Source organism: Curtobacterium sp. BH-2-1-1, from assembly GCF_001806325.1.
In the GTDB taxonomy this organism is placed as follows: Bacteria; Actinomycetota; Actinomycetes; order Actinomycetales; family Microbacteriaceae; genus Curtobacterium.
The window spans coordinates 245,917-258,173 of the sequence record NZ_CP017580.1; the positions used below are offsets into that span (position 1 = coordinate 245,917).

Consider the following 12,257-nt stretch of genomic DNA (forward strand, 5'->3'; position numbering starts at 1 on the left):
TTCGCGTGCGGGGAGGGACTGGAGGTGCGGTTCAGGCTGGCACCGCGCCTCCCGTCCGCTCATCGTCGCGACCACCCCGCCGAAACGACATGGTCCCGCCGGTCGTCGTCGTCCCTGCCGCCAGGTCGACAGATCCCCGGCGCGATCGTGCGGGCACCTGTCGCTTTCGCCGAAGCGCCCGCGTGGGCGCGAAACTCGCCCCCGCGCGACGCCGCGCCGCGCCGCGCGACGCGACGCGACGCGGCGCGGCGTCGCGCGGGGCCGGGCCGGGCGCTGCGCTACCAGCTCACGGGGAGCGGCTTGCCCTCCTCGTAGCCGGCGGCCGACTGGATGCCGACGAGCGCCCGCTCGGAGAACTCGGCGAGGGACGACGCCCCCGCGTACGTCGCCGAGCTGCGGACACCGGTGGTGATCATGTCGAGCAGGTCCTCGACGCTCGGCCGCTCCGGGTCGAGGTAGATCGTCGAGGACGAGATCCCCTCGGCGAAGAGCGCCTTGCGGGCCCGCTCGTAGGGGTCGAGGCGCTCGAAGCGCTCCCGGACGGCCTTGGCGCTGGCCATGCCCCAGCTCTCCTTGTACGCCTTGCCCGCGGCGTCACGGCGGAGGACTCCGGGCGCCTCGAGCGTGCCCGCGAACCACGAGCCGATCATCACGGCGGACGCGCCGGCGGCGAGGGCGAGCGCCACGTCGCGCGGGTACCGGACGCCGCCGTCGGCCCACACGTGCGCGCCGAGCGACCGGGCCGCGGCGGCGGTCTCGAGCACGGCGGAGAACTGCGGGCGACCGACGGCGGTCATCATGCGCGTGGTGCACATGGCACCGGGTCCGACGCCGACCTTGATGATGGTCGCGCCGGCCTCGACGAGGTGGGCGACCGCGTCGGCGGTGACGACGTTGCCCGCGACGAGCGGGATGTCGAGACCGAGGGCGGCGACGGTGCGGAGAGCGCGGAGCATGCCCTCCTGGTGGCCGTGCGCGGTGTCGAGGACGAGCACGTCCACGCCGGCGGCCGCGAGCGCCTGCGCCTTCGCGGCGACGTCGCCGTTGATGCCGATCGCGGCAGCGACCCGCAGGCGTCCGGACGCGTCGACGGCGGGCCGGTAGATGTCCGAGCGGATCGCGCTGGTCTGGCTGACCGTGCCGACGACCTTGCCGTGCCGCATGACCGGCGCGAAGTCGACCTCGGCCGCGGTCAGCACGTCGTACACGTGCCGGGGCGTGCCGGCGTCCTCGGCGTCGATCGCGGTGGAGGCGCCGTGCAGCAGGTCGCCGAGCGTGGCGTCGGGACCCGCGTCGCCGAGGCGCCCCGCGGGGACGCAGCCGAGGTACTCGCCGGCGGCGTCGCGGACGACCACGCCCCGTCCGGCGACGGGCAGGAGCTGCTCGAGGGCCTCGGCGACCGTGGTGTGCGCGCCCATGTCGTAGGCGGTGTCGAAGTCGACCGGCTGGTCCTTGACCCAGCGGATCGCGGCGTCGAGGTCCTGCAGGTGCATGTCCTGCGGCAGGACGCCCAGGCCACCGCGTCGGGCGAGCGTCGCGGCGAGGCGCGGCCCGGTGACCGAGTTCATGTTGGCGCTGACGATCGGGATGGTCGCACCGGACCCGTCGTTCGCCGAGAGGTCCACGTCGAAGCGGCTCGTCACCGCCGACCGGCTGGGGACGAGGAAGACGTCGGAGTAGGTCAGGTCGTGTGTCGGCCGCGTCTCGTAGAACCTCATGGGCCCCACTGTACGGCTCCCCAGGGTGGCCGGTCTGGGCGGCTCGGCACGCCTCCGGTGCGACACGCGCGACACCCGGTCGGGAGGCGCGACCCGCCTCCGCCTGACACCGAACGGTCATCTGCGAGCGGCTAGGCTTGGGACCTGTGCGAGGCAGGGTTGCCACGCACGACACACACGAGCATCTATCGACGGAGAGTGGGCGATCGGCTGTGTCGAGCCATCTGACCGGAACGGACGAGACCGCGGGCGAATTCGGGGCGAACGAGTGGCTCGTCGACGAGCTCTACGAGCAGTTCGTCGCCGACAAGGAGTCCGTCGACAAGTCCTGGTGGCCGGTCCTCGAGAGCTACCACCGCACCCAGGGTGGCGACGCGTCCGCACCGGCTCCGTCCCCCTCCGCCCCCGCTGCTCCGGCCGCCTCCGAGCAGCAGCAGTCCACGACCCAGCAGCCCGCGACCGGTGACGCCCCCGGCGAGGCGAAGTCCGGGCCGATCCAGGCGAAGACCACGTCGCGCCAGCCCACGCCGCAGCCGATCCCGGCCGAGGCCAACGACGAAGCCGACGACCACGAGGAGACCCACGAGGACGTGGCGACCCCGCTCCGGGGCATGGCGAAGACGCTCGCCTCGAACATGGACGCCTCGCTCACGGTGCCGACCGCGACGAGCGTGCGGACGATCCCGGCGAAGCTGATGATCGACAACCGCATCGTCGTGAACAACCACCTGCGTCGGGCCCGCGGCGGCAAGATCTCGTTCACGCACCTCATCGGGTGGGCGATGGTGCAGGCGCTCAAGGACTTCCCGAGTCAGAACGTCTTCTACGAGGAGCGCGACGGCAAGCCCTTCGTGGTCGCTCCCGCGCACGTCAACCTCGGCATCGCGATCGACGTCCCGAAGAAGGACGGCTCGCGCTCCCTGCTCGTCCCGAGCATCAAGCGCGCCGAGACCCTCACGTTCGGCCAGTTCCTCTCCGCCTACGAGGACCTCGTCAAGCGTGCCCGTGACAACAAGCTCACGCCGGCCGACTTCCAGGGCACCACGATCTCGCTGACGAACCCGGGCGGCATCGGCACGGTCCACTCGGTGCCGCGCCTGACGAAGGGGCAGGGTGCCATCATCGGCGCCGGTGCCCTCGAGTACCCAGCGCAGTTCCAGGGCTCGGCGGCGAAGACCCTCGTCGAGCTCGGCATCGGCAAGACCATCACGCTGACGAGCACCTACGACCACCGCGTCATCCAGGGTGCGGGGTCGGGCGAGTACCTCAAGAAGGTGCACGAGCGGCTCATCGGCGAGCACGGTTTCTACGAGGGCATCTTCGCGGCGCTCCGGATCCCGTACAAGCCGATCCAGTGGGCGAACGACATCAACGTCGACCTCGCGCACCGGGTGAACAAGACGGCGCGTGTGCAGGAGCTCATCAACAGCTTCCGTGTCCGCGGGCACCTCATGGCGGACATCGACCCGCTCGAGTACCGGCAGCGCACCCACCCCGACCTCGAGATCGAGAGCCACGGGCTGACCTTCTGGGACCTCGACCGCGAGTTCGTCACCGGCGGGCTCGCCGGCACGACGAACGCCCCGCTGCGCGACGTGCTCGGGATCCTCCGAGACGCCTACTGCCGCACGGTCGGCATCGAGTACATGCACATCCAGGACCCGGAACAGCGTCGCTGGGTGCAGGCCCACATCGAGGTCCCGTACTCGAAGCCGTCGAAGGACGACCAGCTCCGGGTCCTCGGCAAGCTCAACGAGGCCGAGGCGTTCGAGACCTTCCTGCAGACGAAGTACGTCGGCCAGAAGCGCTTCTCGCTCGAGGGCGGCGAGTCCACCATCGCGTTCCTCGACTCGCTCATCCAGCGCGCGGCGACCGCCGGCCTCGAAGAAGTCGCGATCGGCATGGCCCACCGCGGCCGGCTCAACGTGCTGACGAACATCGCCGGCAAGACCTACGGCCAGATCTTCCGCGAGTTCGAGGGGTCGTCGCTCCCCGGCGCCGTCTCGGGCCAGGGTTCGGGTGACGTGAAGTACCACGTCGGCACCGAGGGCGTGTTCCGCGCCAGCGACGGCACCGCCATCCCGGTGACGATCGCCGCGAACCCGTCCCACCTCGAGGCTGTCGACGGCGTGCTCGAGGGCATCGTCCGCGCGAAGCAGGACCGGCAGGCCCCCGGCACGTTCGGCGTCCTGCCCGTGCTGGTCCACGGCGACGCCGCGATGGCCGGTCAGGGCGTCGTGGTCGAGACCCTGCAGATGTCGCAGCTGCGCGGCTACCGCACCGGCGGCACCGTGCACCTCGTGATCAACAACCAGGTGGGGTTCACCACCCCACCGGAGTCGGCCCGCAGCTCGGTGTACTCCACCGACGTCGCGAAGACGATCCAGGCGCCGATCTTCCACGTGAACGGGGACGACCCCGAGGCCGTCGCCCGCGTCGCCGAGCTCGCCTTCGCCTACCGCGAGGAGTTCCACCGCGACGTCGTCATCGACCTCATCTGCTACCGCCGCCGCGGACACAACGAGGGCGACGACCCGTCGATGACGCAGCCGCTCATGTACAACCTCATCGAGGCGAAGCGCTCCGTCCGTACCCTCTACACCGAGGCCCTCGTCGGCCGCGGCGACATCACACAAGAGGAGTACGACGAGGCGCACCGCGACTTCCAGGACCGCCTGGAACGCGCCTTCGCGGAGACGCACGAGGCGCAGACCGGCACGATCCCGGTCATCACGGTCGACGACGACGGCGCCGTGCAGGGCCTCGAACGACCGGCAGCGCAGCGCGACGACTCCGAGGTCGAGGTGCACGAGACCGCCGTGTCCGAGGAACTCGTCCGGGCCATCGGCGACGCGCACAGCAACCCGCCCGCGGGCTTCCAGGTGCACCCGAAGCTCCAGCAGCTCCTGTCCAAGCGCACCGACATGACCCGCAACGGCGGCGTCGACTGGGCGATGGCGGAGCTCATGGCCATCGGGTCGATCCTCGTCGAGGGCAAGCCGGTCCGGCTCGCCGGTCAGGACGCCCGCCGTGGCACCTTCGTGCAGCGCCAGGCCGTCTTCCATGACCGGGTGAACGGCCAGGAGTGGCTGCCCCTCGCGAACCTCACCGAGGACCAGGCCCGCCTGTACATCTACGACTCGCTGCTCAGCGAGTACGCGGCGATGGCGTTCGAGTACGGGTACTCGGTCGAGCGACCCGAAGCCCTCGTCCTGTGGGAGGCGCAGTTCGGCGACTTCGCGAACGGCGCCCAGACCGTCATCGACGAGTTCATCTCCTCCGCCGAGCAGAAGTGGGGACAGCGCTCGGGCCTCGTGCTCCTGCTCCCCCACGGCTACGAGGGCCAGGGACCGGACCACTCGTCGGCGCGCATCGAGCGGTACCTGCAGCTCTGCGCCGAGGACAACATGGTGGTGGCCCGGCCGTCGACCCCGGCGTCGTACTTCCACCTGCTGCGACGCCAGGCGTGGGAGCGGCCGCAGAAGCCGCTCATCGTGTTCTCCCCGAAGGCGATGCTGCGCCTCCGCCAGGCGACGAGCCCGGTGGACGCGTTCACGAGCGGCACCTTCTCCGAGGTCCTCGACGACGACCGCGTGACCGACAAGTCGGCGGTGCGCCGGGTGGTCCTGCACTCCGGCAAGGTGCACCACGACCTGCGCGCCGAGCTCGACAAGCGCGGCGCCACCGACGTCGCCCTCGTCCGGCTCGAGCAGCTCGCGCCACTCCCCCTCGAGCAGATCCTCCAGGTGCTCGCGGGCTACCCGGGCGCCGACGTCGTGTGGGCGCAGGAAGAGCCGGAGAACCAGGGCGCCTGGCCGTTCGTGTGCATGAACCTGTCGCCGCACCTCGACGGTCGGCCGCTGTCGGTCGCCGCCCGTCCGGCGAGTGCCGCACCGGCCACGGGGTCGTCGAAGCGCTCCGCACAGGAAGCGACCGACGTCATCACGCGAGCGCTGGGCTGACGCCCGACGCCGGGCCCCTGACGCCGGGGTGCGCTACGCGATCTTCGTGTAGCGCACCCCGGCGTCGTGGTACCCGCGCTTCTGGTAGAACCGGTGCGCGCTGTCCGTGGCCGCCGCGCTGACGGCGCTGAGGCGACGTGCGCCCTGCTCGACCGCCCATGCTTCGAACGTGCCGATGAGCGCCGAACCGGTGCCGAGCCTCCTGGCCGACTCGTCGACCACCATCAGCAGCAGCTGCGCCGTCGGCTCGTCGCTCGCGTACGCCCAGGTGACCTGCGCGCCGGCGACCGCGATCGCACGACCGTCATCGTCCCGCACCACCCAGGTGCGGTGTCCGGCCTCGGGCGTGAGTCGTTCGAGGCGGGCGCGCATGGCGGCGTCGTCGACCTCGTGGCCGAGCAGTCGGACGAGGGCGGCGACGTCGGCGACGTCCGTGTCGGACCAGGTGGTGATCGACTCGACGGAGAGGGTCATGCCCGCGACACTACCGACAGCCCCGTGCGTGTGACGACGGCTGCCAGGACGCTCACGCGGGGACGTTCCCGCCGGGACGTTCAGTGGGTGGCCTGCTCCAGGCGGATGCGGGCGAGGATCTCGGTGCGGAGTTCCTCGGGTGCCGTCTCCTTGCACGCGCGACGGACCGTCTCGATGAGGACCACGCCGACGCGGTGCTCGGTCGTGCAGTCCTCGCAGTCGTCCATGTGCTCACGGATGTCCGCCGCGTCCTCGCGGCAGAGCTCCCCGTGCAGGAACTCCTCGAGCTCGGCCTTCGCCTTCGAGCAGTCGCAGCCGCTCATCGCGCTTCCTTCCCTTCGACGCGGCTCGACGCCGCGGCAACCTTCCGGCCTCGTCCGCGCATCGTCGCCGTCGACGCTGCGTCCGGGACGATGCCGGTCTCACGTGCGTGGTCGGCCAGGAGCCCGCGGAGGAGCCGGCGGCCACGGTGGAGGCGGCTCATGACCGTCCCCACGGGGGTCTTCATGATGTCGGCGATCTCCTGGTAGGAGAACCCCTCGACATCGGCGAAGTAGACGGCCATCCGGAAGTCCTCCGGGATGGCCTGCAGCGCGTCCTTCACGGCGGAGGACGGCAGGTGGTCGATGGCGTCGGCCTCGGCGGAGCGCGCCGAGATCGACTGCGTCACGCTCTCCGCGCCGCCGAGCTGCCAGTCCTCGAGCTCGTCGATCGTGCCCTGGTACGGGTTGCGCTGGTTCTTGCGGTACGTGTTGATGAACGTGTTCGTGAGGATGCGGTACAGCCAGGCCTTGAGGTTCGTGCCCTGCTTGAACTGGCGGAACGCGGCGAAGGCCTTGACGAAGGTCTCCTGCACGAGGTCGGACGCGTCGGCCGGGTTGCGGGTCATCCGCATCGCCGCGCCGTAGAGCTGGTCCATGAAGGGCAGCGCCTGGTCCTCGAAGAGGGACCGGAGCTCGGCCTCGGATACTGTCTTCGCGTCGACGACATCGACCGCGCCGGCCTCGTCGTCGCTGGCCTCGTCCTCGCGCAGTGCTGCTTCTTCGGACACCGCGTCGAGCTGCGCCTCGGTCTCCTCGACCAGGTCGTGCGGTGCTGCGTGCGGTTCGTCGGTCGTCATCGCCGTCGAGTCTAGGCCGACGGTGCTCCCGAGCGTCGTCGGCACGGCGGGCAGAGTCGTCCGCGGTCGTGCGAGTGTCGCTGTCGCCACTGATCCTCCCGGTGCGTTCAGTACCCTTGTGAACCGATGGCAGTCACGACGCATTCCCAGTCCCGGACCGAGCCCTGGATCGCCCCGCTCGCGCGGGGTCCGCTGCACGGCGACGTGTCGCTGCCCGGGTCGAAGTCGCTCACCAACCGCGAACTCGTGCTCGCCGCCCTCGCCGACGGTCCGTCGACCATCCGGCTGCCGCTGCACTCGCGCGACTCGGCGCTCATGGTCGAAGCGCTCCGGCTGCTCGGCGTCGGGATCGACGAGGTCCCGCCGGCGCCCGGTGCGACCCCGAACCCCTACGGCCCCGACCTCCGCATCACACCGGCGCCGATGCACGGCGACGTGCGGGTGGACTGCGGGCTCGCCGGCACCGTGATGCGCTTCCTGCCGCCCCTCGCCGCGCTCGCGGTCGGGCCGGTCACGATCGACGGCGACCCGTACGCGCGCAAGCGGCCGATGCACGCCATCATCCAGGCGCTCGTCGACCTCGGCGTGGACGTCACCGACGACGGCGGCGGCGCGATGCCGTTCTCGTTCACCGGCACCGGCTCGGTCCGCGGCGGATCGCTCTCGATCGACGCGTCCGCCTCGTCGCAGTTCGTCTCCGGGCTCCTGCTCTCCGCCCCGCGCTTCGACGAGGGCCTGCACCTCACGCACGTCGGCGAGCGCCTGCCGAGCATGCCGCACATCGAGATGACCGTCGCCGCCCTCCGTGCCCGCGGTGTCCGGGTCGACGAGCCCGCGGTCGGCGAGTGGGTCGTGCACCCCGGACCGATCGCCGCCCGCGACGTCACCATCGAACCCGACCTGTCGAACGCCGCGCCGTTCGCCGTGGCGGCGCTCGTCGCCGGCGGCACCGTCCGCATCCGAACCTGGCCGACAGCGACGACCCAGGTGGGCGCCGACCTCGAGCGGCTCCTCCCCCTGTGGGGCGCGACCGTCACGCGGGACGGCGACGACCTCGTCTTCGACGGCGGCGTCGGGGTCCGGGGTGGCGCCTCTCTCCCGGGTCTCGAACTCGACCTCAGCCGCGGCGGCGAGCTCGCTCCTGCCCTGGTCGCGTTGGCGGCCCTGGCCGACGGCCCGTCCGAGATCACCGGGATCGGCCACCTGCGTGGGCACGAGACGGACCGTCTCGCCGCGCTCGCGTCGGACGTCAACCGTTCGGGAGGCGCGGTGCACGAACTCGACGACGGCCTCCGCATCGAGCCTGCCGCGCTCCACGGCGGCGACTGGGCCGCGTACGACGACCACCGCATGGCGACGGCCGGCGCGGTCGTGGGCCTCGTCGTCGACGGCGTCGCCGTCGACGACATCGGCTCGACCGCGAAGACGCTGCCACAGTTCCCCGAGCTGTGGGCGGCCCTGGTCACGACCGGCGACGAAGGGGTCTGACGCGATGAGCTGGTGGGACGACGTCGACGGTGACGACTCCGACGCGGACGAGCCGTACGGGCAGTACGACGAGTCGAGCGTGCGGGTCCGCCCCAACCCGAAGGGCAACCGCCCCCGCACGAAGGTCCGTCCGACGTACGAGGACGCCCCCACGGGGTGGGTGACGAACGTCGACCGCGGGCGCTTCGGCGTGCTCGTCGGGGACCGGGTCATCACGGCCACGAAGGCCCGCGAGCTGGGGAAGAAGTCCGTCGTCACCGGCGACACGGTCCACCTGGCCGGCGACGTCTCCGGCGAACCGGGCTCCCTCGCGCGCATCGTGAAGGTCGCCGAGCGCACCACGCTGCTGCGCCGGAGCGCCGACGACACCGACGAGGTCGAGCGCGTCATCGTGGCGAACGCCGACCAGATGCTCATCGTCGTGGCCGCCGCCGACCCCGAGCCGCGCACCCGACTGATCGACCGGTACCTCGTGGCGGCGTTCGACGCCGGCCTCGACCCGATCCTCTGCATCACGAAGACCGACCTCGCCGATCCCACCGAGTTCCTCGCGCACTTCGCCTGCCTCGACCTGCGCATCGTGACGAGCCGCTCCGACGACGTGCCGTTCGACGCCCTGCACGAGGTCCTCGACGACAAGGTGACCGTGACCGTCGGGCACTCGGGCGTCGGGAAGTCGACGCTCGTGAACGCGCTGACCGGGTCCTCCCGGGCCACCGGGGTCGTCAACTCGGTGACCGGGCGGGGACGGCACACCTCGTCGTCGTCGATCGCGCTGCAGGTGCGGGACGGCGGGTGGATCATCGACACCCCGGGTGTCCGGTCGTTCGGGCTCGGACACGTCGACCCGGCGAACGTCTTCCGTGCCTTCGCCTCGCACGCCGTGCCCGTCCGCGAGCCGGCGGACGGGATCCCCCTCTCCCAGGCGCACGACTGGGAGATCGTCGACCGGGTGCAGGCCGGCGAGCTCGGGTCGACCGGGGTCGAGCGGCTCGACTCGTTCCGCGCGCTGCTGACCGGCATGGGCGCCGAGGACCCGGGCACGGAGTAGCGCGCCGGCACCGCACCGCGCGCGGCGGTACCCGGGTCGACAGGTGTGCACCGACGTTGTACAGTTGCCCTTCGTGTCTGAAGTTGCAAAGTACAACTTTGCGCCGACCCCCGCCGTCGACGCCCCGTCCTCCCCCATGACGACAACGACGTCGCACGTGCACACCACCTCCCCCCACACCCACTCGCACGCCGCTCCCCGTGCTTCCAGGGCCCCGCGTCAGCCGAACGGCCCGTCGACGCTCCGTCCGCAGGGCCTCGGTCGCACCCTGCTGAGCTTCGGCTCGCACATCCTCGTGCCCCTCTTCCTCGCGATCGGCATGGGTCTCGCCTACCTCGGCGCCTTCCACGCCCCGACGCCGCACGACCTCCCGGTCGGCATCGTCGGACAGGGTGCGGCGACCCAGGTGTTCGCGCAGACCGTCACGGACGAGTCGGACGGCGCACTCGTCACCCACGTCGTGTCCTCCACCGCCGAGGCCGAGCGCCAGGTCCGTGACCGCGACCTCGCCGCCGTGTACGCGCCGACCGCGACGGGGGCGACGCTCTACGTCTCGACCGCGGCCTCGGAGACCACCGCGAGCGCGGCCCAGAAGATCTTCATGCCGATCGCCTACCGGTCGCACCTGCCCTTCACGGTGCAGGACGTCGTGCCCTCCGGCGACGAGGACACCACCGGACAGGGCCTGTTCTTCCTGCTCGTCGCCCTGAGCGTCGGCGGCTACGCGTCCGCGATCGCGGTGGCCGCCTTCGCCACCCGGCTGCGACCGCTCTGGACCGCCGTCACCGGCCTCGCGACGGCCGGAGTGGTCGCGGGGATCGGCATCCTCATCGCCGGTCCGCTGTACGGCATCATCACGACGAACCGGTGGGAGATCTTCCTGTTCGCCTGGATGTACGACGCGACCATCGTCGCGCTCGGGGTCGGTCTCCACCCGCTGCTCGGCCGGTGGACGACGCCGATCCTCACGATGCTGTTCGTGATGCTGAACTTCACGTCGTCCGGTGGCATCTTCCAGCCGGCGTTCCAGCCGGGGTTCTTCGCCGGCCTCAACACGTTCTGGAGCGGTGCCGCCTGGCTCCAGGCTGCGCAGGACCTGCAGTACTTCCCGAGCGCCTCGCTCGGTCGGTCGTCGCTCGTGCTGGCACTGTGGCTGGCCGCAGCCGTGCTGCTCTGCGTCGTCGTGCACGGTCTCGTCGCCCGCCGGGCCCGCATCGCCCGCGAGCGCGAGGTCACCGCCCTCGAGGAGGAAGAGGTCGTGGCGGCGTAGCCCCCGCTACGCTGGCGACCGTGGACCTCAGCGCCGACCTGGACTTCGCCCGCTCCCTCGCCGACACCGCCGACGCGATCAGCCTCGAGCGGTTCCGTGCCGCCGACCTGCACGTGTCGAAGAAGGCCGACAGCACACACGTCACCGACGCCGACCAGGCGGTCGAACGAGCGCTCCGCGAGCGGCTCGGTGCCGAACGTCCCGACGACGCCTTCCTCGGCGAGGAGACCACCGCCGACACCGGCGCCGAGGCGGTCAGCGAGGGCCACCGCCAGTGGGTGGTCGACCCCATCGACGGCACCGCGAACTACCTCCGCGGCGTCCCGGTCTGGGCCACCCTCATCGCGCTCGCGGTGGACGGGCGCCCGGTCCTCGGCGTCGTGAGCGCACCCGCCCTCGGCAAGCGTTGGTGGGCGGCCGAGGGGCTCGGCGCGCACTCCTTCGACGGTCCCCTGCACGTCTCCGGCGTCGACTCCCTCGCAGAGGCCAGCCTGAGCTACAACAGCATCCAGCAGTGGGACGACGACGACCGCCTGGACGCCCTCGTGACACTCTCCCGTCGGGTCTGGCGCACCCGGGCCTACGGCGACATGTGGTCGTACATGCTCGTGGCCGAGGGCGTCCTCGACGTCGCCGGCGAACCCGACCTCAAGCCGTGGGACATGGCGGCGCTCGTGCCGATCGTCGAGGAGGCCGGTGGCCGGTTCACCTCGCTCGACGGCGATCCCGGCCCCTGGCACGGCAGCGCCCTCGCGACGAACGGACTCGTGCACGACGCCGTGGTCGAGGTCATCCGCCGCTGACGGCCAGACGACCACCCCGCAGGTCGGCCCTGCGGCGGACACCGGCTGTACCCCGGTTTCGTACCACGAATCGCCGCAGCCGATCCCGGAACGCCCCCCGAGGGGGGCACGTGGCCCCCCGGACTGGGGACACCGAGGGTGGACATCGGATTGCGGAGACCGGCCATCCGAGCCAGAACCTGAGTTATCTTGCTTTCAGGCGACAGGTCAGGTGCCGCTTCGGAGTCCCTAGCTCCGAACGGGATGCCAGACCGGTCGTGCTTCGTCCGAAGACCCTAACCCGAGGGGTGATACAGACGATGACTTCATCGTTCCCGAGCGGAACCGAGTGCACCCTCACTCGTCATCCGCATTCCGTTTCCGACAGCTCC

The 12,257-nt window shown here is 71.3% G+C and carries 9 protein-coding genes; 5 read left to right on the top strand and 4 right to left on the bottom strand.

All coding sequences use genetic code 11. The features are described from left to right. Positions 1 to 278: 278 nt before the first annotated feature. Positions 279 to 1,718 (bottom strand): GuaB1 family IMP dehydrogenase-related protein, encoded by a 1,440-nt coding sequence (locus BJK06_RS01115; RefSeq protein ID WP_070416368.1) that lies wholly within the window; start codon positions 1,716 to 1,718, stop codon positions 279 to 281. A 212-nt stretch (positions 1,719 to 1,930) separates the two neighbouring features. Here BJK06_RS01115 and BJK06_RS01120 point away from each other — a divergent pair, with 212 nt between their 5' ends. Then, positions 1,931 to 5,680 (top strand): multifunctional oxoglutarate decarboxylase/oxoglutarate dehydrogenase thiamine pyrophosphate-binding subunit/dihydrolipoyllysine-residue succinyltransferase subunit, encoded by a 3,750-nt coding sequence (locus BJK06_RS01120; protein ID WP_175475879.1) that lies wholly within the window; start codon positions 1,931 to 1,933, stop codon positions 5,678 to 5,680. A 33-nt stretch (positions 5,681 to 5,713) separates the two neighbouring features. Here the strand turns inward: BJK06_RS01120 and BJK06_RS01125 are convergent, their stop codons facing one another. The 3 genes from BJK06_RS01125 to BJK06_RS01135 form a co-directional block, all read right to left on the bottom strand. After that, a complete protein-coding gene (locus BJK06_RS01125) occupies positions 5,714 to 6,154 on the bottom strand; it encodes a GNAT family N-acetyltransferase (RefSeq protein ID WP_070416369.1) in 441 nt (146 codons plus the stop codon). An 80-nt stretch (positions 6,155 to 6,234) separates the two neighbouring features. Beyond that, complete coding sequence (locus BJK06_RS01130) at positions 6,235 to 6,477, bottom strand: zf-HC2 domain-containing protein (protein ID WP_070416370.1); 243 nt, start codon at positions 6,475 to 6,477, stop codon at positions 6,235 to 6,237. After that, entirely contained in the window at positions 6,474 to 7,274 is an 801-nt protein-coding gene (locus BJK06_RS01135) for a sigma-70 family RNA polymerase sigma factor (protein WP_156794724.1), read from the bottom strand. Before BJK06_RS01135 ends, BJK06_RS01130 begins: the two co-directional genes overlap by 4 nt. 126 nt (positions 7,275 to 7,400) lie before the next feature. Here BJK06_RS01135 and aroA point away from each other — a divergent pair, with 126 nt between their 5' ends. From aroA to BJK06_RS01155, 4 genes are all read left to right on the top strand, one after another. Further along, the gene (aroA, locus tag BJK06_RS01140; protein WP_070416371.1) at positions 7,401 to 8,762 is read left to right on the top strand and encodes a 3-phosphoshikimate 1-carboxyvinyltransferase; all 1,362 of its coding nucleotides are present in this window, start codon (positions 7,401 to 7,403) and stop codon (positions 8,760 to 8,762) included. 4 nt (positions 8,763 to 8,766) lie between these two features. After that, entirely contained in the window at positions 8,767 to 9,813 is a 1,047-nt protein-coding gene (rsgA, locus tag BJK06_RS01145) for a ribosome small subunit-dependent GTPase A (protein ID WP_070416372.1), read from the top strand. A 157-nt stretch (positions 9,814 to 9,970) separates the two neighbouring features. After that, positions 9,971 to 11,083, top strand: a complete 1,113-nt coding sequence (locus BJK06_RS01150) for a hypothetical protein (protein ID WP_156794725.1) — start codon at positions 9,971 to 9,973, stop codon at positions 11,081 to 11,083. Between the two features lie 20 nt (positions 11,084 to 11,103). Next, positions 11,104 to 11,886 carry an inositol monophosphatase family protein gene (locus BJK06_RS01155; RefSeq protein WP_083294964.1) on the top strand — a complete coding sequence of 261 codons (783 nt, stop codon included), beginning with the start codon at positions 11,104 to 11,106 and terminating at the stop codon, positions 11,884 to 11,886. The last annotated feature ends 371 nt before the right edge of the window (positions 11,887 to 12,257 follow it).